The organism is Microbacterium sp. NPDC056057 (assembly GCF_042266945.1).
GTDB lineage: Bacteria > Actinomycetota > Actinomycetes > Actinomycetales > Microbacteriaceae > Microbacterium > Microbacterium trichothecenolyticum_C.
In genome coordinates this window covers 219,362-242,852 of the sequence record NZ_JBHJWS010000004.1, presented here as the reverse complement: position 1 = coordinate 242,852, position 23,491 = coordinate 219,362, and the positions used below count along the sequence as shown (strand labels likewise).

General features: G+C 71.6%; 23 protein-coding genes. 13 read left to right on the top strand and 10 right to left on the bottom strand.

The window, feature by feature from the left end:
• Positions 1-12 precede the first annotated feature (12 nt).
• Complete coding sequence (locus ACFC1K_RS17525) at positions 13-921, top strand: intradiol ring-cleavage dioxygenase (protein ID WP_375872584.1); 909 nt, start codon at positions 13-15, stop codon at positions 919-921.
• 90 nt (positions 922-1,011) lie between these two features.
• Here the strand turns inward: ACFC1K_RS17525 and ACFC1K_RS17520 are convergent, their stop codons facing one another.
• Positions 1,012-1,416: a pilus assembly protein CpaE gene (locus tag ACFC1K_RS17520; protein ID WP_375872583.1), complete on the bottom strand. Its 405-nt coding sequence runs from the start codon at positions 1,414-1,416 to the stop codon at positions 1,012-1,014.
• Positions 1,417-1,482: 66 nt separating this feature from the next.
• Between ACFC1K_RS17520 and ACFC1K_RS17515 the strand changes: the two genes are divergently transcribed.
• Positions 1,483-2,241 (top strand): alpha/beta fold hydrolase, encoded by a 759-nt coding sequence (locus ACFC1K_RS17515; RefSeq protein WP_375872582.1) that lies wholly within the window; start codon positions 1,483-1,485, stop codon positions 2,239-2,241.
• Between the two features lie 15 nt (positions 2,242-2,256).
• Here ACFC1K_RS17515 and ACFC1K_RS17510 read toward each other — a convergent pair whose 3' ends face one another.
• The gene (locus tag ACFC1K_RS17510) at positions 2,257-3,264 is read right to left on the bottom strand and encodes a TIGR00341 family protein (protein ID WP_375872581.1); all 1,008 of its coding nucleotides are present in this window, start codon (positions 3,262-3,264) and stop codon (positions 2,257-2,259) included.
• A gap of 28 nt (positions 3,265-3,292) precedes the next feature.
• On the opposite strand from ACFC1K_RS17510, the gene ACFC1K_RS17505 reads away from it, so the two are divergent.
• From ACFC1K_RS17505 to ACFC1K_RS17485, 5 genes are all read left to right on the top strand, one after another.
• Positions 3,293-4,465, top strand: coding sequence for an acyl-CoA dehydrogenase family protein (locus ACFC1K_RS17505; RefSeq protein ID WP_375872580.1), 1,173 nt, complete (start codon positions 3,293-3,295; stop codon positions 4,463-4,465).
• A gap of 3 nt (positions 4,466-4,468) precedes the next feature.
• Entirely contained in the window at positions 4,469-5,737 is a 1,269-nt protein-coding gene (locus ACFC1K_RS17500; protein ID WP_375872579.1) for a DUF445 domain-containing protein, read from the top strand.
• Positions 5,738-5,811: 74 nt separating this feature from the next.
• Positions 5,812-6,162 carry a gamma-glutamylcyclotransferase family protein gene (locus ACFC1K_RS17495; protein ID WP_310292197.1) on the top strand — a complete coding sequence of 117 codons (351 nt, stop codon included), beginning with the start codon at positions 5,812-5,814 and terminating at the stop codon, positions 6,160-6,162.
• A gap of 20 nt (positions 6,163-6,182) precedes the next feature.
• Positions 6,183-7,079, top strand: coding sequence for an agmatinase family protein (locus tag ACFC1K_RS17490; protein ID WP_375872578.1), 897 nt, complete (start codon positions 6,183-6,185; stop codon positions 7,077-7,079).
• Complete coding sequence (locus ACFC1K_RS17485; protein WP_375872577.1) at positions 7,076-7,549, top strand: histidine phosphatase family protein; 474 nt, start codon at positions 7,076-7,078, stop codon at positions 7,547-7,549. Before ACFC1K_RS17490 ends, ACFC1K_RS17485 begins: the two co-directional genes overlap by 4 nt.
• 189 nt (positions 7,550-7,738) lie before the next feature.
• Here ACFC1K_RS17485 and hutI read toward each other — a convergent pair whose 3' ends face one another.
• From hutI to hutH, 3 genes are read right to left on the bottom strand one after another with little or no spacing between them, the layout of a single operon-like run.
• The gene (gene hutI, locus ACFC1K_RS17480) at positions 7,739-8,977 is read right to left on the bottom strand and encodes an imidazolonepropionase (protein WP_375872576.1); all 1,239 of its coding nucleotides are present in this window, start codon (positions 8,975-8,977) and stop codon (positions 7,739-7,741) included.
• A 12-nt stretch (positions 8,978-8,989) separates the two neighbouring features.
• Positions 8,990-10,699 carry a urocanate hydratase gene (gene hutU, locus ACFC1K_RS17475; RefSeq protein WP_375872575.1) on the bottom strand — a complete coding sequence of 570 codons (1,710 nt, stop codon included), beginning with the start codon at positions 10,697-10,699 and terminating at the stop codon, positions 8,990-8,992.
• A gap of 2 nt (positions 10,700-10,701) precedes the next feature.
• Positions 10,702-12,273: a histidine ammonia-lyase gene (gene hutH, locus ACFC1K_RS17470; RefSeq protein ID WP_375872574.1), complete on the bottom strand. Its 1,572-nt coding sequence runs from the start codon at positions 12,271-12,273 to the stop codon at positions 10,702-10,704.
• Positions 12,274-12,325: 52 nt separating this feature from the next.
• Here hutH and ACFC1K_RS17465 point away from each other — a divergent pair, with 52 nt between their 5' ends.
• From ACFC1K_RS17465 to ACFC1K_RS17455, 3 genes are all read left to right on the top strand, one after another.
• Positions 12,326-13,126 carry an IclR family transcriptional regulator gene (locus tag ACFC1K_RS17465; protein ID WP_375872754.1) on the top strand — a complete coding sequence of 267 codons (801 nt, stop codon included), beginning with the start codon at positions 12,326-12,328 and terminating at the stop codon, positions 13,124-13,126.
• A 62-nt stretch (positions 13,127-13,188) separates the two neighbouring features.
• Entirely contained in the window at positions 13,189-13,773 is a 585-nt protein-coding gene (locus ACFC1K_RS17460; RefSeq protein WP_375872573.1) for a helix-turn-helix domain-containing protein, read from the top strand.
• A complete protein-coding gene (locus tag ACFC1K_RS17455) occupies positions 13,770-15,014 on the top strand; it encodes an MFS transporter (protein WP_375872572.1) in 1,245 nt (414 codons plus the stop codon). Before ACFC1K_RS17460 ends, ACFC1K_RS17455 begins: the two co-directional genes overlap by 4 nt.
• Positions 15,015-15,026: 12 nt before the next feature.
• Here ACFC1K_RS17455 and ACFC1K_RS17450 read toward each other — a convergent pair whose 3' ends face one another.
• Positions 15,027-15,503 carry a YbaK/EbsC family protein gene (locus ACFC1K_RS17450; protein ID WP_375872753.1) on the bottom strand — a complete coding sequence of 159 codons (477 nt, stop codon included), beginning with the start codon at positions 15,501-15,503 and terminating at the stop codon, positions 15,027-15,029.
• Positions 15,504-15,518: 15 nt separating this feature from the next.
• On the bottom strand, positions 15,519-16,316 hold the full coding sequence (locus tag ACFC1K_RS17445) for a methyltransferase domain-containing protein (RefSeq protein ID WP_375872571.1): 798 nt from the start codon (positions 16,314-16,316) through the stop codon (positions 15,519-15,521).
• A gap of 192 nt (positions 16,317-16,508) precedes the next feature.
• Between ACFC1K_RS17445 and ACFC1K_RS17440 the strand changes: the two genes are divergently transcribed.
• From ACFC1K_RS17440 to ACFC1K_RS17430, 3 genes are all read left to right on the top strand, one after another.
• Positions 16,509-17,585, top strand: a complete 1,077-nt coding sequence (locus tag ACFC1K_RS17440) for a Glu/Leu/Phe/Val dehydrogenase dimerization domain-containing protein (protein WP_375872570.1) — start codon at positions 16,509-16,511, stop codon at positions 17,583-17,585.
• Positions 17,586-17,761: 176 nt separating this feature from the next.
• Positions 17,762-19,354 carry an AMP-binding protein gene (locus tag ACFC1K_RS17435; RefSeq protein WP_375872569.1) on the top strand — a complete coding sequence of 531 codons (1,593 nt, stop codon included), beginning with the start codon at positions 17,762-17,764 and terminating at the stop codon, positions 19,352-19,354.
• 80 nt (positions 19,355-19,434) lie between these two features.
• Complete coding sequence (locus tag ACFC1K_RS17430; protein WP_310292213.1) at positions 19,435-20,259, top strand: ZIP family zinc transporter; 825 nt, start codon at positions 19,435-19,437, stop codon at positions 20,257-20,259.
• A gap of 24 nt (positions 20,260-20,283) precedes the next feature.
• Here ACFC1K_RS17430 and ACFC1K_RS17425 read toward each other — a convergent pair whose 3' ends face one another.
• From ACFC1K_RS17425 to ACFC1K_RS17415, 3 genes are all read right to left on the bottom strand, one after another.
• Entirely contained in the window at positions 20,284-21,516 is a 1,233-nt protein-coding gene (locus ACFC1K_RS17425) for an MFS transporter (protein ID WP_375872568.1), read from the bottom strand.
• Complete coding sequence (locus ACFC1K_RS17420) at positions 21,513-22,112, bottom strand: ArsR/SmtB family transcription factor (RefSeq protein ID WP_375872567.1); 600 nt, start codon at positions 22,110-22,112, stop codon at positions 21,513-21,515. Before ACFC1K_RS17420 ends, ACFC1K_RS17425 begins: the two co-directional genes overlap by 4 nt.
• Before the next feature lie 128 nt (positions 22,113-22,240).
• The gene (locus tag ACFC1K_RS17415; RefSeq protein WP_375872566.1) at positions 22,241-23,488 is read right to left on the bottom strand and encodes a glutamyl-tRNA reductase; all 1,248 of its coding nucleotides are present in this window, start codon (positions 23,486-23,488) and stop codon (positions 22,241-22,243) included.
• Positions 23,489-23,491 lie beyond the last annotated feature (3 nt).

The following is a 23,491-nucleotide window of genomic DNA, read 5'->3' as shown; positions in this document are numbered from 1 at the left end:
CTACTCGAAGGCATGAACCCCGACGACTCCACCGCCCGGCGCGATCGCGAGTGGCTCGATGCCGACGGCAACCCGATCGACGAGGACCACCGCGGCCTGGTCTACGACATCCGCACCCTCGTCGACCGGCGACGCGCGCTCGGCATCTTCGGCGGCGTCGCGCTCACCAGCCTGCTCGCCGCCTGCGGCGCCACGGACGACACGGATGCCTCGGCCACGCCGTCATCGACCGGCTCGAGCTCGCCGAGCGCGGCGCCGTCTGCGTCGGCGACCACCGAGGCCGAGGCATCCGTCCCCCTCGATGAGGTTCCCGACGAGACCGCCGGGCCCTACCCGGCGGACGGGTCGAACGGCATCGACGTGCTCGACGACTCCGGCATCGTGCGGGCAGACATCCGCTCGAGCTTCGGGTCGTCGACGACGGTCGCCGACGGCGTGCCGCTCACGATCGCGCTGACCGTCAGGGACGCCGCGACCGGCGCGGCGCTGGCGGGCCGCGGGGTGTACCTCTGGCACTGCGACCGCGGCGGCGACTACTCGCTGTACAGCCGTGGGGTCGAGAACGAGAACTACCTGCGCGGGGTGCAGGAGACCGACGCGAACGGCACTGTCACCTTCACGTCGATCTACCCGGCGTGCTACTCGGGGCGCTGGCCGCACATCCACTTCGAGGTGTACGACGACATCGCGACCGCCGTCGCGAGCGGCCCGATCGTGAAGACGAGCCAGATCGCGCTGCCGCCCGAGACCAACGACGCGGTCTACGCGACGAGCGGGTACGAGCAGAGCGTGCGCAACGCATCACAGGTGTCGCTGCAGAGCGACAACGTGTTCCGCGACGACGGCGCCGTCCACCAGCTCGCCACCATGTCGGGTTCGGTGACCGCGGGCTACACCGCCGCCCTCACGATCGGGGTGTGACCCGGGAAAGTCGGAGATCCGCCGAGAATCGGCCCATCGGGCGCGAAGCGGCCGATCGTCGCGGGACCTCCGATTCTCGCGGGGCCGCCGTCACGCCAGTCGGCGGAGCATCTCCAGCAGCGCGAGCGCGTAGGCGTCGGCGGGCTCGGGGTGCTCGAACACCCGCCGCTCGCCGCCGAGCACGATCTCGACCTCGTGGGTGTCCGGAAGCCGCCGCAGCGACCGGAAGGCACCGCGCAGCATCTCGCGCAGCTGGTGCTCGTACGGCAGCCACAGCGCGTCTTCGAGGGCGACGGAATCCAGCGCCCACTCGGTCGTGCCGTTGAAGGCCAGGATGCGCCCGGTCGGGTACTCGCGGGGCTCGATGGTCATCTCGCTGACGGTGAAGACGTCTGCCTCGAACTCCGGCTCGTCGAGCTGGAAGCGGTCGCCCGAGTGCGGGTGCCACACCAGGCCGGCTTCGCGCAGCTCCAGGGCCAGCTCCGTCGAGATCATGCCAACCTCCGCTCCCATCCTGCCGTGCGCGCGGGCGCACCGGGTCGCCCTCCTAGGCTTGAGCGTATGCCCACTGCCGTCACTCTCCCCCGCCTGTCGTGGGGGTCGGCCTCGGCCGATCGTCGCGCGCTGCTCATCCACGGCCTCGGGTCCAACGGCGCGCTGATGTGGCGGTACGGCTCGGCTCTCGCGGATGCCGGATGGCGGACGGATGCTGTGGACCTCCGCGGGCACGGCACGGCCCCGCGCACGCTCGACTACACGCTGGCGGCCTATGCCGCCGACGTCGCTGCGACCGGTCCGGTCGACGCCGGCCCGTGGGACCTCGTGATCGGCCACTCGCTCGGGGGCGCAGCATCCGTTCTCGCCGCCGCAGCTGATCCGTCGTGGACGCGCCGTCTCATCCTCGTCGACCCCGCGCTCCTGCTCACCGACCACGACCGCGACATCGTCCGCGACAGCCAGACCCGCTCGTTCGACGACCCGTCGCAGGCGGCCGTGCGCGCAGAGCACCCGCACTGGCACCCGCACGACATCGAACTGAAGGCGCTGTCCGCGCAGCAGGCGAGCCGCTGGGCGGTGGAGCAGACGAGCGCTCAGAACGCGGAATGGGACGTCACGGATACTGCGCTTCGCATAGCGGTGCCGACCCACGTGATCGCGTCCGATCCGGGCGTGTATTCGATCTTCCGCGGCAAGCCGGCCGAGGCGGCGGTAGCGCCCAACCCGAACTTCACGGTGTCGGTCGTCGCCGACGCGGGCCATTCCCCGCACCGCGATCAGCCGGAATCGACCATCGAGGCACTGTTCGCCGCACTCGCCTGAATCCGGCGGGCACGGCTACTGCACCGTGATCTCGACGCCCTGGCCGACGTCGAGGACCACACCCACGAAGGACGGCAGCACGCTCGCGAGCTCGTCGCGCAGGTCGTCGACCGGCGGGGTCTGGCCGTCGTCCGTCGTGATCGCGACGGTGGCGGTGGCGCCCGTCCAGTCCACGCCGTAGACCCGAGCGCCGTCGTCGACGCTGAGCCAGTCGGTCGCAGCGTCCTGGATCGCCACGGACCACCGTGCCAGCCCCACAGACACCACCGAGTTCACCGCCAGCGGCACGGCGATGACCACCGCGAGCACCGAGACGATCACGTAGGCGCGGCGCCGATTGGCGACGGGCGACGATCCCGGATCGCGCGCGTACCCGGCGACGGTGAAGACGATGCTGCCGGCGATCACGAGGGCGACGACGTTGGAGAGGAACAGCCACAGCGCACCGAGCGCGTCGGCCCAGAGGCCCTGCCCCGCACAGACGCCGACGACACCCAGCGGCGGCACGAGCGAGATCGCGATCGCCACACCGGGAAGGATGGCGCTCAGGTCCTTCCGGCACATCGCGAAGCCGCCCGCGAAGCCGGTGGCGAGCGCCGCCACGAGGTCCATGAAGCTGGGTGAGGTACGGCCGACCACCTGCGAGTTGGTCTCGAGGCTCTCCGGGGTCGCCACGAACAGCGAGAACGCCAGGCCCAGCACGATCACGATGACGAGCCCGAGCAGCACCCACATGATCGACCGGACGACCAGGCTGAGGTGCCCGGTGACGATGCCGAGCCCGATCGCGAGGATCGGTGTGCCGAGCGGCGCGATGATCATCGCGCCGATGACCGTCGCGGTGGAGTCGGTCAGCACGCCGGCGATCGCGATGATGCCGGCGAGGGTCAGCATGATGAGGAACCCGCTGCGTTTGCCGGCGCGGTCACCCGAGCCGAGGTCGAGCGCCTCGGTCACCTCGGCCGCGGTCTGCCGTTGCGTCGGTGGGATAAGCGCCTGGAGCATCTCCGAGAGCGTCGCCATGCGCACATCATCGCGTAAGAATGGCGTGGTGGCGTCCTTCGAACCGAGCGAGATCCTGAACGACGAATTGCTGGAGCGTTTCCGCGCGCGGGCGGCTGTGCACGACAGGGAGAACACCTTCCCCGACGACGACCTCGCCGACCTGAAAGCTGCCGGGTACCTCGCGATCCTCGTGCCGGAAGAGCTCGGCGGATCGGGTCTCGGGCTGGCCGAGGCATCCGTCCTCCAGCAGCGCCTCGCGGGCGCGGCCCCTGCGACGGCCCTCGCGATCAACATGCACCTGGTGTGGACGGGCGTCGCGAAGGTGCTCGCCGACCGCGGGATCGACGCGCTGAGGTTCGTACAGGAGGGCGCGGCGGCCGGCGAGGTCTTCGCGTTCGGGATCAGCGAGGCCGGAAACGACCTCGTGCTGTTCGGGAGCGGGACGGATGCTGCGCCCCTCCCCGACGGCGGATACTCGTTCACCGGGACCAAGATCTTCACGTCGCTCGCGCCGGTGTGGACGCAGCTGGGCCTCCATGGCCTCGACACGTCGTCAGAGGACGCCCCGCAGATGGTCTACGCGTTCGTGCCGCGCTCCGAGGTGCAGGCCGGGCGCGTCGTCGTCCGTGACGACTGGGACACCCTCGGCATGCGGGGCACGCAATCGCGCACGACCCGGCTGCGCGACGCCGTGGCGCCCGCCGACCGGATCGTGCGGCGGCTCGCCCCGGGCCCCAACCCTGACCCGCTGGTGTTCGGCATCTTCAGTGTCTTCGAGATCCTCCTGGCATCGGTGTACACGGGGGTCGGGCGGCGGGCGCTCGACCTCGCGGTCGCGGCGGCCGGCACGCGCACGTCGAAGCGCACCGGCAAGGCGTACAGCCAGGATCCCGACATCCGCTGGCGCATCGCCGGCATGGCGCTCGCCTACGACGCCCTTCCGCCGCAGATCGATGCGCTCGCCCACGACGTCGACGACCTCGCCGACCACGGGGCGAGGTGGTTCTCGCTGCTGGCGGGCGTCAAACATCGGGCCGTGACGGCCGCGAAGCAGATCGTCGACGAGGCCGTGCTCGTCGCCGGCGGATCCTCGTACTTCTCGGGCAACGAGCTGAGCCGCCTCTACCGCGACGTGCTGGCCGGCCTGTTCCACCCCTCCGACCCGGAATCGGCGCACTCGACCGTCGCGACCGCCTGGCTCGGGCCGATCGAGGACTGAGACATGTCGACGCCGACACGCCTCCTCAGCCCCGCCGATCAGGAGCGCCGCCGAGGGCTGCGCACGATGAAGGGCGTCGCCCTCGGCGCGCTGATCTTCATGGCGGTGCTGTTCGCCTTCTCGTTCGCGTTCCAGCAGGAGATCCCGGCGCTCGCCTACCTGCGCGCGGCGGCCGAGGGCGGCATGGTCGGCGCTCTCGCCGACTGGTTCGCGGTGACGGCGCTCTTCCGCCATCCGCTGGGGATCCCGATCCCGCACACCGCGATCATCCCGAGCCGCAAGGACGAGATCGGGCGCAACCTCGGCGAGTTCGTCGAGACCGAGTTCCTGCGCGCCGACGTCGTGCGCACGAAGCTCGACCAGACCGCGATCGCCGCCCGCCTCGGCGAATGGCTGAGCGCGCCGGTGCATGCGGAGCGGGTCGCCGCCGAGGCATCCGTGATGGCGGCAAGCGTGCTGCGGGCGCTCAGCGACGACGACGTCCGCGACGTGATCGAGGAGCTCGCCCGCGAGCACCTCATCGCACCGGAGTGGGGTCCGCCGCTGGGCGAATGGCTCGAGCGCATCATCGACGCCGGCGCGCACCACGGCGCCGTCGACCTCGCCGCCGACACCATCGCAGCGTGGCTCGCCGCCAACAAAGTCGCCTTCACCGGCGTCGTGTCGCGCCGCCTGCCGGCGTGGGTGCCGTCGGTCGCGCATCGCTTCGTCGACGACACCGTGTACAACGAGGCCGTGAAGTTCGTCGCCGCCGTGCAGGCCGACCCACGGCATCCGGCCCGCGTCGCGATCGACGGCTACCTTGCGCGTCTCGCCGGCAACCTGCAGCACGACCCCGCGACGATCGGACGCTTCGAAGACGCGAAGCTCGCCGTGTTCGACAGCCCCCGCGTCCGCGAGCTGGCGGGCGAGGCCTGGGCGACCGCCAAGGCCGGCCTGCTGCGCTCGCTCGCCGACCCCGACAGCGGACTGCGGCGACGGGGCGTGGAGGCGCTGGTCGAGATCGGCGAGCGATTGACGACGGATGCTGCGCTCCAGCGCCGCGTGGACACCTGGGTGACGGACGCCGCCGTGTTCCTCGTCGACCGCTACCGCCACGACATCGCCTCGATCATCACCGACACCGTCGAGCGGTGGGACCCCGTCGAGACGACGGAGAAGATCGAGCTCATGGTCGGGCGCGACCTGCAGTACATCCGCCTCAACGGCACGATCGTCGGCGCGCTCGCCGGCCTCGCGATCTTCTCGATCGCGCACGCGCTGCTCGGGTGACGCGTGGCGGCGGCCCGTGTTAAGAGTGCGTGAAGTCCGGGGCGATCGAGGCCGCCGAGAGTTACCCTGATGCCGTGTCCGCGGACGAGCCCACCCAGTACCTCTTCAGCTACGGCACGCTGCAGAACGCCGACGTGCAGCTCGACACGTTCGGCCGCCTGGTCGAGAGCGAGCCCGACGCGCTGCCCGGGTACACCGTCGACTACGCCGAGATCGAAGACACACGCGTCGTCGACCTGTCGGGTCTGACCGTTCACCCGATCGTGCGCGAGACGGGGAACCCCCTCGACAAGGTCGTGGGCAAGGCGCTGCTCGTGACCGAGGACGAGCTGGACGCGGCCGACGAGTACGAAGTGGCGTTGTATCGACGCTGCGCCGTGGTGCTCGCGAGCGGTCGCTCCGCGTGGGTCTACGTCGCGGCGTGAGCGCCCGGTAGCGTCGACACGTGACGCTTTCCCACGATCCCTCGTGGCCACGCGCAGGTGCGTGGCCCCCGCTCGAAGACGGGAGCTGGGATGCCGCGATCCTCGGCGTTCCCGCATTCCGCACCTCCCTGTCCCCCACCGGCGCACACGCGACGCCCGCGGCGATCCGCGAGGCGCTGCGACGCTACAGCCCGACGCTCCTGGGCCCTCCGCCGATCGACCTGAACGACGTGCTGCGCATCGCGGATGCGGGCGACGTCGCCGATCCCGACGGACCGGAGGGCGAGGCATCCGTCCGCTCCACGGTGTCGGAGCTGCGCGAGCGCGCAGATCTCGTCGTCGCGCTCGGCGGCGACAACTCACTCACCTACGCGGTGGCGCAGGGCGCCCGGGCGACAGGGCTCATCACCATCGACGCGCATTTCGATCTTCGCGACGGCGTCTCGAACGGCTCGCCGGTGCGGCGGCTGGTCGAGGACGGCCTCGACGGGCGGCGGATCGTCCAGCTCGGCATCGCCGACTTCGCCAACTCCGTCGCCTACGCGCAGCGCGCGGCGGACTACGGCATCACCGTCGTGACGATGGACGACCTGCGCCGCCGCGGCGCCGCCGACGTCACAGCCGAGGCGCTCGAGATCGCCGGCGCCGGCGGCGGCCCGGTGCACCTCGACATCGATGTGGACGTGTGCGACCGGTCCGTGGCGCCCGGGTGCCCGGCATCCGTCCCCGGCGGACTGGCCGCCTGGGAGCTGCGGGCGCTCGTGCGCGCCCTCGCCGCCGACTCCCGTCTGCACAGCGCCGACATCGCCGAGGTCGACGCCACGGCGGATGCCCCCGACGGGCGCACCGTGCGCCTCGCGGCGCTCTGCGTACTCGAACTCCTCGCCGCCAAGGCCTCAGGAAAGGTGACGTCATGATCCGTCTCGCACTGGTGCGGCACGCGAAGTCCGAATGGGGCAACCCCGGCCTCGACGACCACGACCGCCCGCTGAACGATCGCGGCCGGCGCGATGCGCCGCGCATGGCCGCGCGGCTCGCGGCGACCGGGTTCCGACCGGACGTCATCCTCTCGAGCACAGCCGTGCGCGCGCGGACGACGGCCGAAGCCTTCGCCGCCGAGCTCGGCGTGGCGGTCTCGCTGGACCTCGAGCTGTACGGCGCCCCGGCGCGCACCTTGCTCGCCGCGGCCGCGGCCACGCGTGCGGCGACGGTCATGGTGGTCGCGCACGATCCCGGGATGAGCGCCCTCGCGGCGAGCCTCTCGGACGACGACATCGACCACATGCCGACGTGCGCCGTCGCGACGTTCATCTGGGCGCAGGACGACTGGGACGTCGCGAGCTCCGTCGATCCCGACAACTGGACGTTCGACACGCCGCCCCGCTGACGCGCCCGCAGCCGCGAGCCGCGAGCCGCGAGCCGCGAGCCGCGAGCCGCGTGCGAGCCTGCTCACCTGTCACGATGTGCCGTGTCTCCGGGCATTTCATGACAGGTGAGCAGTCGGGCTCGCCCCTCGCCTGTCACGACATGCCCGACCGCGCGACAGTTCGAGACAGGCGACCAGGGCCGTGAGAGCTCAGACCGCGCCGCCGCCGATCCACACGGTGTGCACGAGCGGCACACCGGGGCGGTAGGCGAGGTGCACGCGGGTCGGCGCGTCGAGCATCACGAGGTCGGCGCGCATCCCCGGGGCCAGTGCGCCCACGTCGTCGCGGCGCAGCGCCTTCGCTCCGCCGGCGGTCGCGGCCCACACCGCCTCGGCGGGCGACATCCCCATCTCGCGCACCGCGAGCGCGATCATGAGGGGCATCGAGCTCGTGAAACTCGACCCCGGGTTGCAGTCGCTCGCGAGGGCGACGGTCGCTCCCGCGTCGATCAGGCGCCGCGCGTCGGGGTACGGCTGGCGGGTCGAGAACTCCACGCCCGGCAGCAGCGTCGCGACCGTGGTCGATCCCGCGAGCGCGGCGACATCGTCGTCGGACAGATACGTGCAGTGATCGACGGATGCTGCGCCCAGCTCGACGGCGAGACCCACCCCCTCGCCCGGTCCGAGCTGGTTGCCGTGCACCCGCGGCTCGAGGCCGTGCGCGACGCCCGCGGCGAGGATGCGCCGCGACTCGTCAGGGGTGAAGGCGCCGCGCTCGCAGAACACGTCGATCCACCGGCTGTGAGGAGCACAGGCGTGGAGCATCGCGTCGCAGACGAGCTCGACGTACTCGTCGCGTCGCTCGCTGTACTCTGCAGGCACGACGTGGGCTCCCAGGAACGTGACCTCGGGCGTGACTTCCGCGGCGAGGCGCGCGAGTCGCTCTTCGTCGGCGACGGTGAGTCCGTACCCGGTCTTGATCTCGAACGTCGTCGTCCCCTGGCCGTGGAGCTCGGCCACGAAGCCGGCGAGGCGCGCCCGCAGGTCCTCGTCGCTCGCGGAGCGCGTCGCCCCGACGGTACGCCGTATGCCCCCTGCGGCATACGGCGTACCGGTCATGCGCGCCTCGAACTCGTCGGCGCGGTCGCCCCCGAACACGAGGTGCGTGTGACTGTCGACGAACCCGGGGATGACCGCGCGGCCCCCGGCGTCGACGACCTCGACCCCCTCTTCCCGCGAGAGAACAGCTGGTCGCCGAGATGCGGGTTGGTTCCCCACCTCTCGTCCACCAGAAGCACTCTCGCGGTCGAGGGTGGAGGCGGGGCCGACCCAGGCGATCCGGTCGCCCACGATCAGCACGGCGGCGTCGTGCAGCGTGCCGAGGGCATCGCCGTCGGAGGCGACGTTGGTGGTCAGTTCGCCGATGTTCGTGATGAGCGTGGTGGTCACAGCATCCGTCCGTCAGTCACCGAGCATGGGCACGTTCAGGCCGCGCTCGCGCGCGACTTCCTTCGCGCGGTCGTAGCCCGCGTCGACGTGGCGCATCACGCCGGTGCCGGGATCGTTGGTGAGCACGCGCTCGAGCTTCTCCGCGGCGAGCGGGGTGCCGTCGGCGACGGTGACCTGACCGGCATGGATGCTGCGGCCGATGCCGACGCCGCCGCCGTGGTGGATCGACACCCACGCCGCACCCGACGCCGTGTTGAGCAGCGCGTTGAGGAGCGGCCAGTCGGCGATCGCGTCGGACCCGTCGGCCATGGCCTCGGTCTCGCGGTAGGGCGAGGCGACCGAGCCCGCGTCGAGGTGGTCGCGGCCGATCACGATCGGTCCCGACAGCTCTCCTGAGGCGACCATCTCGTTGAACTTCAGTCCAGCGAGATGGCGCTCCTTGTAGCCGAGCCAGCAGATGCGCGCCGGGAGGCCCTCGAAGTGGACCGCGTCGCCGGCCTTGTCGAGCCAGCGCACGAGTCCCGCGTTGTCGGGGAACAGGGCCTTGACGGCCTCGTCCGTCTTGCGGATATCCTCGGGGTCTCCCGAAAGCGCGACCCAGCGGAACGGTCCGCGCCCCTCTGCGAACTGCGGGCGGATGTAGGCCGGAACGAATCCCGGGAAGGCGAACGCCCGGTCGAAGCCGCCGAGCTGCGCCTCGGCGCGGATCGAGTTGCCGTAGTCGAAGACCTCGGCCCCGGCATCCTGGAATCCCACCATCGCCGCGACGTGCTTGGCCATCGAGCCGCGCGCGCGGGCGGTGAAAGCCTCGGGGTCACGTGCCGCCTCGGCCTTCCAGTCCTCGAACGCGATGCCCACCGGCAGGTACGCCAGCGGGTCGTGGGCGCTGGTCTGGTCGGTGACGATGTCGACGGCGACCTCCCCCGCGCGGTGGCGCAGCAGCACGTCGCCGAAGACCTCGGCGGCGTTGCCGACGACGCCCACCGACAGCGCCTCGCCGGCGGACTTCGCCGCCATGACCCGTGCGAGCGCCTGGTCGAGGTCGGTCGTGTACTCGTCGAGGTAGCCGTGCTCGACACGGCGTGCCAGGCGCGACTCGTCGACGTCGACGATGAGCACCGCTCCGCCGTTGAGGGTCACGGCGAGCGGCTGTGCCCCGCCCATGCCCCCGGCACCGCCGGTGAGCGTGAGCGTGCCCGACAGGTCGTCGCGCCCGAGCGACCGCGCCACCGCGGCGAACGTCTCATACGTGCCCTGGAGGATGCCCTGCGTGCCGATGTAGATCCATGACCCCGCGGTCATCTGGCCGTACATCGTGAGGCCGAGCTCTTCGAGACGACGGAACTCGGGCCACGTCGCCCAGTCCCCCACGAGGTTCGAGTTGGCGATGAGCACGCGCGGCGCCCACTCGTGCGTGCGGAAGACCCCGACCGGCTTGCCCGACTGCACCAGCAGCGTCTCGTCGGGCTCGAGCTCGTCGAGCGTGCGGACGATGGCGTCGAACGCCTCCCACGAACGGGCCGCGCGTCCCGTGCCTCCGTAGACGACGAGGTCCTCCGGGTGCTCGGCGACCTCGGGGTCGAGGTTGTTCATGAGCATGCGCTTGGCGGCTTCGGCGCCCCAGCTCTTGGCGGTGCGCTCGGGGCCTCGCGGCGCGCGCACGGCGCCTTCGCCGAGCCCGCGCGCGGCCGGCGCGGTCGTTGAGCTTGTCGGAACGGACATCGTCACTCCTTCGTGGTGGTCTGGTAGGCGGCCGCCGCGACGGCGCCGGACGCGACGAGCACGGTCACGGCCTCCATCTCGGGCGACAGATAGCGGTCGGGGCCGGGTCCTCCGGCGACGGTGCGCACGAGGTCGCGCACGGCGCCGGTGGCGGCGGCGGGCTCGAGCGGCGCCCGCAGGTCGAGGGCGCGCGCGGCGGTGAGCACCTCGATCGCGAGCACGCGCGAGAGCCCGTCGATCGCCCGACGCAGCTTTCGCGCGGCGGCCCACCCCATCGACACGTGATCCTCCTGCAACGCGGACGACGGGATCGAGTCGACGGATGCCGGAACCGCCAGCCGCTTCAACTCCGAGACGATCCCCGCCGCGGCGTACTGGGCGATCATGAAGCCCGAGTCGACCCCGACCTCGTCGGCGAGGAAGGGCGGCAGGCCGTTACTGCGCGCGCGGTCGAGGGCGCGGTCGGTGCGGCGCTCCGAGATCGATGCCACGTCGGCCACGGCGATCGCGAGGAAGTCCAGCACGTATGCGACCGGTGCGCCGTGGAAGTTGCCGTTCGACTCGACACGCCCGTCGTCGGTGATCACAGGGTTGTCGACGGCCGCGGCGAGCTCGCGCGAAGCGATGAGCAGCGCGTGGTCGGCGGTGTCGCGGGCGGCGCCGTGCACCTGCGGCGAGCAGCGCAGCGAGTACGCGTCCTGCACGCGGGTGCAGACGGCGGGGTCGCGGTGCGACGCCATGATCCCGGAGCCCGCGAGCACGGCCCGCAGGTTCGAGGCCGAGACGGCCTGCCCCACCTGCGGCCGGAGCGCCTGCAGATCGGCTGCGAATACGGCGTCCGTGCCGAGCTGCGACTCGACCGACATGCCCGCGGCGACATCGGCGGTGTCGAGCAGCACCGAGAGGTCGTGGAGCGCGAGCAGCAGCATCCCGAGCATGCCGTCGGTGCCGTTGATGAGCGCGAGCCCCTCCTTCTCGCGCAGGACGAGCGGGGACACGGATGCTGCCGCCAGCGCCTCCGCCGCGTCGACCTCTTCGCCGGTCGCTGTGCGCACGCGCCCCTCGCCCATCGCGGCGAGCGCGACGTGCGACAGCGGCGCGAGGTCGCCCGAGCAGCCGAGCGAGCCGTACTCGCGCACGATCGGCGTGATGCCGGCGTTGAGCATCGCGGCGTAGGTCTCCACGACGACCGGGCGGACGCCCGTGTGACCCGTCGCCAGCGTCTGCAGGCGCAGCAGCATGAGGGCGCGGACGACCTCGCGCTCGACCTCGGGGCCGGTGCCCGCGGCGTGCGATCGGATGAGGCTGGCCTGCAGCTGCAGGCGTCGCTCGGGGGCGATGAACGTGGTGGCGAGGGCGCCGAAGCCGGTCGAGATGCCGTAGTGCGGCTCGGGGTCGTCGGCGAGGCCCTCCACGAGGGCGCGGGTCGCTGCGACGCGCGCGACGGCCTCGGGGGCGAGCTCGACGAGGGCGCCGTGACGGGCGACGGCGACGACCTCGTCGGGACGCAGCGGCGCCGCGCCGACGGTGACGACGACGACGTCGGTGGCGGAGGTGGGCGTGACGATGGTCATGCTCCGATTCCACACCCGGGCCGTGGCGCGCGACAGCGGGTCGTGGCATCCTCTGTCTGTGATTCCAGACAGCAAGACGAGGCCTCAGGTGCCCGCCGCGGACCAGACGCTGCGGATCCTGTCGTACCTCGCACGCCAGCGCGGGCCGGTTCCGGCGCGCACGATCGCGACGGCGCTGGACCTGCCGCGCTCCACCGTGTACCACCTGCTCGCGGCACTGCAGGAGCACCAGTTCGTCGTGCATCTGCCCGAGGATCGGCGCTGGGGGCTCGGCATCGCCGCGTTCGAGCTCGCCGGCGGGTACTCGCGCCAGGAGCCGCTCGCGCGGCTCGGCCGCCCCGTGCTCGCCGACCTCGTCGATCGCGCCGGCGAGAGCGCGCACCTCGCCGTCATGCACGGGCGCGACGTGCTGTACATCGTCGAGGAGCGTGCGCCGCGCCGGCCCGCACTGGTGACGGATGTCGGCGTCCGCCTCCCGTCGCACCTCACCGCGACGGGCCGGGCGATGCTCGCGGCGCTTCCGCGCGAGCAGGTGCGGGCGCTGTTCCCGGATGCCGCGGCCTTCGCGGACCGCACGGGCCGGGGCCCCCAGCGGCCCGGCGAGCTGCGGGAGCTGCTCCGCGGCGTGCGGGAGCGCGGGTGGGCCTCAGAGGACGGGGAAGTCACCCTCGGGCTCGGGTCCGTCGGCGTCGCGGTGCTCGACCACGTCGGCTGGCCGATCGCCGCGATCGCGGTGACCTTCCCCGAGGACGGCGCACGCGAGGCCGCGGAAATCGCGGAGATCGTGGCCCCTGTGGCGGCCGAGCTCGGCAGACGCATCGGCGGCACACGTCCGACAGCGTCGAAACCCTGAAAGACTCTTGCAGGTTTTCATCATCCGATCTAATCTGAAACTGTCTTTCAGATTGGATGATGATGGCCGCACCCGAGATCCGACGCACGCTCAGCGACCCCGCGGCACTCGAGGCGCTCGCCCACCCGGTGCGCCTCGACCTGCTGAGCTTCCTCATGTCGCACGGCGCCGCCACCGCGTCCGAGTGCGCGCGGGCCGTCGACGACAACCCGTCGAACTGCAGCTACCACCTGCGGGTGCTCGCAAAGCACGGACTCGTCGAACCGACCGCCTCCGACGACGGCCGCGAACGGCCGTGGCAGGCGACGGTCACCGGACTCAGCCTCGACCTCGACTCCGAGGACCCGTCGGTGGCGGCGAGCGCGACCGCGATGCTCGAGGCGTCCCTCCAGCTCGACTACCAGCTGGCGCGCGAGCACGTCCGCCGGCGCGATCGCATCGAGGGTGAGTGGCGCGACGTCGACGCCCACGCCCAATACGGACTGCGCGTGACGCCCGGCGAGCTGCAGTCGATCGTGGAGCGCATCGACGCGATCGTCCGCCCCTACATCGCCGCGACCCGCGCCGATGCCCCCCAGGATGCCGCGGTCGCCAGTCTCTCCCTGCTGGCGTTTCCGCGCCCCACGTTCGGGGAGGAACCGCGATGACCTCGCGCAGCGCCTTCGCGATCCCCGCCTTCCGGCGGCTGTGGACGGCCGGACTCATCTCCGACACCGGCGACTGGCTCCTCTTCATCGCGCTGCCGCTCGTCGTGTTCCAGCTCACCGGATCGGCGCTCGGCACCTCGATCGCCTTCCTGCTCGAGCTCATCCCCGCCGTGGCGCTCGCGCCCCTGGCCGCCCGGCTCGTCGGACGGTTCGACCGCCGCTGGATCATGGTCGCCGTGAACGTCGGGCAGGCGCTGGCGCTGCTGCCCCTGCTCTGGGTCGACGAGCTCGGCGATCTCCCCCTCGCGTACGCGGTGATCTTCGTGCACGCCTCACTCAGCACACTGTTCGAGCCGGCGAAGAACACCCTCCTTCCCGAGCTGGTCGACACCGGCCGCCTGGTCTCGGCCAATGCCCTGATCGGCCTCAACCAGAACCTCGGGCGCCTGGTCGGCGGCCCGCTGGGCGGCGTGCTCCTGGCCGTCGGCGACCTCGGCCTGATCGTCGCGGTCGACGCGCTGACCTACGTCGTGTCGGCCATCCTCATCGCGACCCTTCCGGCCGTCGCCGCACCGGCCGAGACGCACAGCCCCGAGGAAGGAGCCGCCGCACGGCCGGCCGGACTCCTCACCGCCTTCCGCCTCCCCCGGCTGCGGGGCGCGTTCGCCGTGATCTTCGTGTCGAGCGTGGCGCAGGGGATGTTCCTCGTCCTCTTCGTACTCTTCGCGCTCGGCCCGCTGCGCGGATCGGATGCCGACGTCGGCCTCCTGCGCGGCATCCAGGCGATCGGCGCCGTCGTCGCCGGTATCGTGCTCGGGTTCCTCGTGCGCGGGTCTTCGCCGCGAGCGCTCACGGCGCTGAGCCTGTTCGCGTTCGGCGCGCTCTCGCTCGTGACGTGGAACCTTCCCGCGCTCACCACCGACATCTGGCCCTACATCGTGCTGTTCGCCGCCGTCGGCGCGCCAGGCGTGATCATGATCGCGGGCCTCATGAGCGTGCTGCAGGAACACTCCGACCCGTGGCAGCGCGGCGCCGTGTTCGCCGCGGTCGGGCTCGTGAGCGCGCTCGGGCAGGCGGCCGGCATCCTCCTCGGCGCCCTCTCCGACGGCCCGATCGGCCTGCTGCCTCTGGTCGAGCTGCAGGGATGCCTCTACCTGCTGAGCGGAGTCATCGCCCTGCTCTGGCTCCCCCGCGGTGCGCCGCTCACCGCGGCGCCCGAACCTGCCGCAACCGCCCGTTGAGCACGCGCGAGCTCAGTCGACCTTCATGACGGTGCCGCCCGTCAGACGCACCAGTTCGTCGTAGGTCATCGGGAACACGGTGTGCGGCGTGCCGCCGGCGGCCCAGATCTCGGGGTAGCCGGCGAGGTCTTCGTCGACGATCGTGCGCAAGGGCGCCGGGTGCCCCGTCGGCGCGACACCGCCGATGGCCTGGCCGGTGGCCTCTCGCACCTGCTCGGGCGTCGCGCGCTGGATCTTGCCGTCGCCCAGGCGCTCGGCGAGCGCCGCGGTGTCGACGCGGTGCGCGCCGCTCGTCATCACGAGCAGCGGTGCGCCGTCGCTGGAGAACACCAGGCTGTTGGCGATCGCACCGACCTCGACCCCGAGCGCCTCGGCGGCGAGGACCGCGGTGGACGCGGCATCCGGAAGCACCACGATGTCGCCGGGGATGCCGGCGGCGCGGATCGCATCGTGGACGAGGCGGCTGCGGGCGGGAAGCGAGGCGGGGATGGTCACCGGCTCAGCCTAACGACGCGGCCCGCGCGCGAGGATCTCGCCGTGGGGCATGAGGAGCCAGCCGTCGTCGGATGCCGCCCACTCGCGCCAGCCATCCGAGATGCGCTGCAGCAGCGCGTCGTCGGCGCCGGTCGCGCGCGCCGAATCGGCGAACGCCGACTGCAGCACGCGGTCCGCCCACATCCCGCCCCACCAGGCGCGGTCGGCCTCGTCTTCGAAGAGCCACAGCGAGGCGGTGGCACGGATGTCGGCGAGACCGGCCTCCTGCGCCCACGCCTTCAGCCGGCGTCCGGCCGCCGGCTCGCCCGCGACGCTGCGGTGCGTCGCCAGGTACAGCGCGAGCCAGTCGTCGAGCGCGGGGATCAGCGGGTACCAGATCACGCCCTCGTAGTCGACGTCGCGCGCGGCGACCAAGCCGTTCGGGCCGGCGACGCGTCCGAGCTCGCGCAGCATGTCGACCGGACGATCCACGTGCTGCAGCACCTGGTGCGCGTGCACGACGTCGAAGCCGCCGTCCTCGTACGGCAGCGCGTACGCGTCGCCCACCTCGAACGACAGGTTCGGCGCCGAATGGTCGGCCGCCGCCTGCGCGACGACGTCGGCCGAGGCATCCGTCCCCACCACCCGAGCGGGTGCGACGCGGGCCGCGAGGTCCGCCGTGATCGTGCCGGGGCCACTGCCCACATCGAGGATCGAAACGCCCGGCCGAAGGTGCGGCAGAAGGTACGCCGCGGAGTTCTCGGCGGTGCGCCAGCGGTGCGACCGCAGAACGCTCTCGTGGTGGCCGTGGGTGTAGGCGTCTGGCATTCGTCGATGCTATCGACGGCAGACACACTGCTGAGGCGTGCGCAGAACTCACGCCGTCGACCACGCAATGTGCCCACTCGCCGTCGACACGGTTGAACAATTCGCAGAATCGGTGTCCAATGAGAGTGGATGCCGCAACGCCGAGGCGTCCGCAGCGCACTGCCCACGAGGCCCGCCGAAGGAAGAACCGCGATGACGCACACCCTGCCCCTGCCCGATTTCGCACACGAGCGGGTGGAGGTGATCACCGGTCGCCGGAGCGGCTTGTTCATCGCCGTCGCGCTGCACTCGTCCGTGCTCGGCTCCGCCCTCGGCGGCGCGCGCCTGTGGACGTATCCGCACTGGAGCGACGCCCTCGGCGATGCGCTGCGCCTGTCAGCCGCCATGACCCTCAAGAACGCCGCGGCCGGCCTCGACGCCGGCGGCGGCAAGTCCGTCATCGCCCTGCCTCCCGGCACCACGCTCGACACCGACCGTCGCCGCGCCGCGTTCCTCGACCTCGGCGACGCCGTCGAGTCGCTGCACGGCCTGTACCGCACCGCGGAGGACGTCGGCTCGACGACCGAGGACATGCTCGTCGTCAGCGAGCGCACCGAGCACGTCGTGGGTCTGCCCGACGCCGTGGGCGGCTCGGGCGAGCCCGCCGGCCCCACGAGCCTCGGCGTGTACGAGTCGCTGCGCGCGACGCTCGAGCGCGTCGCAGGCACCGCCGACGTCGAGGGACGCCGCATCACGATCTCCGGCCTCGGCCAGGTGGGCAGCCGTCTCGCGGTGCGCCTGTCGGCCGAGGGCGCGCGCCTCACCGTGACCGACGTGAACCCCGCCAAGCGCGACCTCGCCACCGAACTCGGTGCGGAGTGGATCGCCCCGGGCGAGGAGCACCTCGTCCCCGCGGACGTGTTCGTGCCGGCCGGCATCGGCGGGCTGCTCACCGACGAGGTCATCGACGCCCTCGACGCGAAGGCCGTGTGCGGCCCTGCGAACAACCCGCTCGCCGACCACAGCGGCGCCGCCCGCCTCGCCGGTCGCGGCATCCTGTACGCCCCCGACTTCGTGGTCAACGCGGGCGGCGTGATCTACCTCGACCTCGAGGCGAAGCACGTCGGCACGCGCGCCGAGATCATGGATCGCGTCGGCCAGATCGGCGACACCGTGCGCCGCATCTTCGACGAGGCCTCCTCGCGCGGCGTCACGCCGCTCGAGGCCGCCGAGGGCCTCGCCGCGGAGCGCCTGGCCGCCGGCGGTCGCCAGCCCGCGCTCGCGCACTGAACCGGCACGCGCCCGGCCGCCGGAGGGGATGGCCGGGTGCGTTGCCGGGCTGAGACTGCGTCCCACCGATTGCGGAATCGCGTTCCACAATCCTCGATGCGGATGGCATGATGGTCGCACGGCCGGGCTCAGCCCGCCGACGACGACCGTCATGCCGCCCGATCGAAGGAGATCCGGTGTTCACCAGTCCCGAAGCCGATATCGAGATTCCCGAACTCGACGTCTATGACTACCTCTTCGCGAGCCTGAGAGACGAGGAGCTGGGGCGCATCGCGCTCATCGATCCCGCGACCGGGGCCGAAACCACGTACGGCGCGCTGCGCGGGCAGATCGACCTCTTCGCGGGCGCGCTCGCCGCCCGCGGCGTCGGCGTCGGGACCGTGCTGGGGCTCCTCTGCCCCAACGTTCCCGCCTTCGCGACGGTGTTCCACGGCATCCTGCGCGCGGGCGCCACCGTGACGACCGTCAACTCGCTGTACACGGCCGGCGAGATCGAGAAGCAGCTGCGGGATGCCGGGGCCACCTGGCTCGTCACCGTGAGCCCGCTCCTCCCCCAGGCCCAGGCCGCCGCCGAGGCCGTCGGCATCCCTCACGAACGCGTCATCGTGCTCGACGGCGCCTCAGGTCACCCGAACCTCCGGGAGCTGCTCACCGAGGGCGCGCCCGCACCCGACGTCTCGTTCGACCCGGCGACGCACATCGCGGTGCTCCCCTACTCATCGGGCACGACCGGCATTCCCAAGGGCGTGATGCTCACGCACCAGAACCTCGTCGCGAACGTCGCGCAGTGCCGCGTCGCGCTCGACCTCGCCGAGACCGACCGCGTGCTGGCGGTGCTGCCCTTCTTCCACATCTACGGCATGACGGTGCTGCTCAACCTCGCGCTGCGCCAGCGCGCGAGCCTCGTGACGATGCCGAAGTTCGACCTCGTCGAGTTCCTCACGAACATCCAGAAGTTCCAGTGCACCTACCTGTACATCGCGCCGCCGATCGCGGTCGCGCTGGCCAAGCACCCGATCGTCGACCAGTTCGACATCTCGAGCGTCCGCACCGTGTTCTCAGGAGCGGCTCCGCTCGACGGCGAGACCGCCGAGACGGCGGGGCGACGCATCAACGCGCGCATGATGCAGGGATACGGCATGAGCGAGCTGAGCCCCGTCTCGCACGCGATGCCGGTGGACCGCTACGACATCCCGGTGAGCTCCGTCGGCGTGATGCTGCCCAACACGCTCAACAAGCTCATCGACACCGAGACCGGCGAGGAGATCACCGAGCTCGGCCCGGACGGCGTCACGAAGGCGGGCGAGCTCTGGGTCAAGGGACCCAACGTCATGCTCGGCTACCTGAACCAGCCGCAGGCGACGGCCGAGACGCTCGATGCGGACGGATTCCTCCACACCGGCGACATCGCGGTCTACCACGAGGGCGGCTACTTCTCGATCGTCGACCGGGTCAAGGAGCTCATCAAGTACAAGGGCTACCAGATCGCTCCCGCCGAGCTCGAGGCGCTCCTCCTCGGTCATCCGAAGGTGATGGATGCCGCGGTCATCGGCGTGCTCGACGACGACAAGCAGGAGATCCCCAAGGCCTTCATCGTCGCCGCCCCCGACTCCGGCCTCACGGAGGACGAGGTCATGGCCTTCGTCGCCGAGCACGTCGCCCCGCACAAGAAGGTGCGTCGCGTCGAGTTCATCGAGGCGATCCCGAAGTCCACGTCCGGCAAGATCCTCCGCAAAGACCTCCGCTCCCGCGAGACCGCCACCGCCTGACGCCTCGGCACGCGAGAACGGATGCCTCGGCGAACGCGTTTCGCCGAGGCATCCGTGGTCCTCGCCACTAGGTTGGCGCCATGGAGGGACTCTGGCTCGCGGCGCTGAGCGGCCTCATCGGCGGCGGAACGCTCCTGGTCGGCGCCGCCGTCGCGTGGTTCGTCGACATCCCCCAGCGCATCGTCGCGGGGATCATGGCGGTCGGCGCGGGCGTACTGATCTCGACGCTGGCGTTCGAGCTCGTCGAAGAGGCCGCGGCCGACGGTGGGCTGGTCCCGACCACCGTGGGGTTCCTCGGCGGCGCGATCATCTACATCGTCGCGGACCAGCTGATCTCCCGACGCAGCAAGCAGCCGGCCGCCGTCGGCGCGGCAGGATCGTCTTCGACGGCCGTCTCGGCGAGCGTCGAGTTCTCCGACGGCGACGACATCTCCGCGAACATCGTCGCCCGCCGTGCCGGGGCACAGGCCGTGAGCGGAGCGGGGCTCGTGATCGCGGTCGGCGCTCTGATCGACGGCATCCCAGAATCCATCGTCATGGGCCTCTCCGTCCTTCAGGGCGGGATCAGCATCCCGATCGTCGCGGCGATCGCCATCAGCAACTTCCCCGAGGGACTCGGCTCGACCGCCGCCCTCAAGCGCGGCGGCTCGAGCGGGAGATACGTCGCCCTGCTGTGGAGCGGGATCGCGCTGATCACCGTCATCGCGTCGGTGCTCGGCTACGTCGCCTTCCAGTCGGCGTCGCCGAACCTCATCGCCCTCATCACGACGATCGCCGCCGGCGGCCTCCTCGCGATGGTGTGCAACACGATGATCCCTGAGGCGTTCGACGAGCAGCAGGCTTTGACCGGCCTGTGGGCGACGATCGGCTTCCTCGGCGCGTTCCTCCTGCACGAGCTCACCTGAGCCGGACGATCGGAGCCGCAGCGCTCACTCCCCCGGCGCCGCCGCGACGGCGACGGTGCGGCGCGCCCGGAGCGCCGTCGCCGCGCCGATCAGCACGGCCCCGACAGCCAACCAGATGAGCGCGCGGTAGTCGACGACGAGGAGGAGTCCCGCACCCGCGATCGATACGAGGGTCTGCGGCAGGTTCACGACCACGTTGGCCGCGGCGCCGGTGCGGCCCTGCAGGGCGTCGGGCGTGAGGCGCTGGCGGAGGGTGGAGAAGGCGACGACGGTGATCGGGATGCCGATCCCCATCACGAACATGCCGGCGCCGCCGAGAACGACCGAGCCGAAGGCGAACGGCACGCTGCCGACCGCGAGGAGAAGGAGCCCGAGGGCGGCAGACCGCCCCTCACCCCACCGGGTCACGACGGTCGCCGACAGGAGCCCGCCGAGCACGGCGCCCGCGCCCTGGACGGGGACGAGCACCCCGATCGCGACGGGGTCGGCGTGCATCGCATCGAGGGCCGGGAACACGATGATGTTGAGCAGTCCGGTCGCACCGAAGCCGATCGCCGCGGCGATCGTGATGACCCGGAGACTCTGCGGGGCGAAGAGCTGCTCGAAACCCGCGACCAGCTCACGGACGTAGCCGCGCCCGGGTTCCCGCTCCGGAGCCGCACCGCCGACCGGCAGTCCCGCGACGATGACGGCAGCCACGGCGAAGCACGCCGCGGTGAGCACGATGACCGCCGGTGCGCCGAGCCAGACGTACAGAGCCGTGCCGATGAGCGGCGACACGAGACGCAGCCCGTTGTCGATCGTCGACAGCACGCCGTTGCCCGATGCGAGCTGGTCGTCGCGCAGCATCGCGCGGATGATGCCCGACTGCGCCGACGCCGTCACGTAGCCGGCCGCACTGTAGAGGAAGACGACGGCGTACACGAGCCACAGCTGCGCCGTGCCCGACACGAGCAGCAGGGACAGCACGAGGGGAACGAGCGCGACGTTGTTGAGCACCAGGAGGCGGCGCCGCGGCATCCTGTCGGCGAGCATCCCGATGAAGGGCGCGAGGATCGCCGGCAGACCCAGCGCGACGAAGACGAAGCCGGCCGCGACGTCCGATCCGGTGAGCTCCTTCACCCAGACCGCGACCATCAAGAACAGGGCGCTGTCGCCCAGGTTGGTCGCGACCCAGCCCGCCGCGAGCCGCGGAAACCCCGGCGCCGACCATGCGACCGGACCGCGCCCGACTCCGCGTTCCGTGCCGGCGGTCACTTCTCGTCCTCCGGTTCGGGGTTCACCACGGCGAAGAACCGGGAGTAGCGGGCACCCGGCGGCCGCTTCGACGGATCGGTGTGCCGGCCCGCGAACCGGTCGGTGATCTCCTGCACATCGCGGCTGAGCTGTGCGAGCTCTTCCGCGGTCGCCCAGAACGACGAGCGCGTGAACGTCGTCGCCTGCACCCATTCGTCGCTCTCGCGATCGATGCGTGCGAACCAGTCCATCGCGCGGAGGAACTCCGACTCGAGCCCCATCGACGCGACCGCCTGCACCGCGAGCAGCGAACCGGGCACCGCCGGATCGGGCCTCATGTCGAAGTCCGCGACCTTCACCCGCCACGGCTTCTCGCGCCCGCGCCGCTCCGCCCGCTCGATATAGCCGTACTTCTCCAGCATCCGCAGGTGGAACGAGCAGCTCGCGGCCGACTCCCCCAGCGCCTCGGCGCACTCCGTCGCCGTGGCCTCCGCCACGTCGCCCAGGTAGTCGAGCAATGCGATCCGCACCGGGTGCGCGAGCGCCCGGATGCGCTCGGGATCGGTGATGCGCTCACGGCGCGCCGATCGCGGGAACGGCTGGTCGTCGGTGGTCATGGCGACGACTTTAGATTCTAAAGATTCCTTTCGCAAGACCTCTTTAGAATGACATCGCACGGATGCTGCGGGGCGCGGTGGAGGCGAGAGCGGAGGGACTCCTCCAGCGGCCTACCCGGACGTGGGGATCAGGCGGTGGCCCAGAGGCCGTCGTCGTCTGCGGCGCCGGGCGCCTCGATCGACAGGCCGTGGAGCAGTTCGAGGGCGGCACGCGCCTCGTCGATGCGGCCTTCGACCGCGAGTTCGCGGATGCGCACCGACGGCTGGTGCAGCAGCACGCCCGCGAGGTGGCGCAGCGCCGCCTCGACGTCATCGCCCGCGCCGCGCGAGCGCGCTCGGGCGATCTCGGCGTCGACGATCCTCAGCACGTCGCCGCGGAGCGCGGTGATCGCGGGGCCGGCCTCGCGGTCGGCATGGAACTCGGTGGCCGCGTCGCCCACGATCGCGCGCGCGTCGGCGTGGGCGCTGAACTCGGCGAGCGGCGCGTGCAGGCGGATGGTCTCGAGATCGAGCAGTTCGACCGCCTCGACCGCCCCGACGGCGGGGTCGACGTTGCGCGGGAGCCCGAGGTCGATCACGAGCACGCGTCGTCCGGGGGTGAACGCGTCCGCGTGCACGACGGCGTCCGCCGTGCAGGTGATGACGACGTCGGCCTCGGCGACGGCGGCCGCGAAGTCCGACACGGGGATCAGCCCGTGCTGCGCGGCGAACGCCTCGGCGCGACCGGACGGCGAGAAGACGTGAATGTCGCCGGCGCCCCGGGCGCGCAGCGCCTCGACCGTGCGGACGGCGTACTTTCCGGTGCCCACGAGCACGATCTTCGCGACGGACCACTCGGCGACGCGGCTCGACGCCAGTTCGAGGGCGAGGCGCACGAGCGAACGGTGCGCTCCGCGCAGCTGGGTGCGGTTGCGGACGCCCCGGCTGGTGTGGGTGGCCTTCTGGAACAGGCGCTCCAGCTCGCTCGACGTCATGCCGTCGGCGCGGGCGGCGTCGAGAGCGCGACGCACCTGACCCGAGATCTCGTCTTCACCGACCGACATCGACTCGAGGCCGCTCGTGACGGCGAAGAGGTGGGCCGCAGCATCCGCCCCCTGATGAACCGCGACCGACGCGCGCAGCAGATCGACGGACACGCCGGATGCGTCGGCCATCGCCTCGATGACGGACTCGGCAGCGACCGCCTCGCCGCCCGTGAGCGGCTCGTCGATGTCGAGATAGGCCTCGAACCGGTTGCAGGTCGCGAGCACGACGGCGCCGGAGACGAAGATCTCGTCGTCCACGAGGGCGCGCGTCGCCGTGGGCGCCCCCACAGAGAGACGCTCCAGGATGTCGAGGCTCGCGTTCCGATGGTTCGCGGTCAGACAGAGGAGCACAGA

Bases quoted from the DNA above. Each gene is read 5' to 3' on its own strand.
- ACFC1K_RS17520 (WP_375872583.1), bottom strand. From the start codon at position 1,416: ATGATCTCGACGGAGCTGGCCCTGGAGCTGCGCGAAGCCGGCCTGGTG.
- hutH (WP_375872574.1), bottom strand. From the start codon at position 12,273: ATGACCATCGTCACGCCCACCTCCGCCACCGACGTCGTCGTCGTCACC.
- ACFC1K_RS17445 (WP_375872571.1), bottom strand. From the start codon at position 16,316: ATGCCAGACGCCTACACCCACGGCCACCACGAGAGCGTTCTGCGGTCG.
- ACFC1K_RS17440 (WP_375872570.1), top strand. From the start codon at position 16,509: ATGACGCACACCCTGCCCCTGCCCGATTTCGCACACGAGCGGGTGGAG.
- ACFC1K_RS17525 (WP_375872584.1), top strand. From the start codon at position 13: ATGAACCCCGACGACTCCACCGCCCGGCGCGATCGCGAGTGGCTCGAT.
- ACFC1K_RS17485 (WP_375872577.1), top strand. From the start codon at position 7,076: ATGATCCGTCTCGCACTGGTGCGGCACGCGAAGTCCGAATGGGGCAAC.
- ACFC1K_RS17460 (WP_375872573.1), top strand. From the start codon at position 13,189: ATGGCCGCACCCGAGATCCGACGCACGCTCAGCGACCCCGCGGCACTC.
- ACFC1K_RS17500 (WP_375872579.1), top strand. From the start codon at position 4,469: ATGTCGACGCCGACACGCCTCCTCAGCCCCGCCGATCAGGAGCGCCGC.
- ACFC1K_RS17430 (WP_310292213.1), top strand. From the start codon at position 19,435: ATGGAGGGACTCTGGCTCGCGGCGCTGAGCGGCCTCATCGGCGGCGGA.
- ACFC1K_RS17510 (WP_375872581.1), bottom strand. From the start codon at position 3,264: ATGGCGACGCTCTCGGAGATGCTCCAGGCGCTTATCCCACCGACGCAA.
- ACFC1K_RS17455 (WP_375872572.1), top strand. From the start codon at position 13,770: ATGACCTCGCGCAGCGCCTTCGCGATCCCCGCCTTCCGGCGGCTGTGG.
- hutU (WP_375872575.1), bottom strand. From the start codon at position 10,699: ATGTCCGTTCCGACAAGCTCAACGACCGCGCCGGCCGCGCGCGGGCTC.
- ACFC1K_RS17420 (WP_375872567.1), bottom strand. From the start codon at position 22,112: ATGACCACCGACGACCAGCCGTTCCCGCGATCGGCGCGCCGTGAGCGC.
- ACFC1K_RS17515 (WP_375872582.1), top strand. From the start codon at position 1,483: ATGCCCACTGCCGTCACTCTCCCCCGCCTGTCGTGGGGGTCGGCCTCG.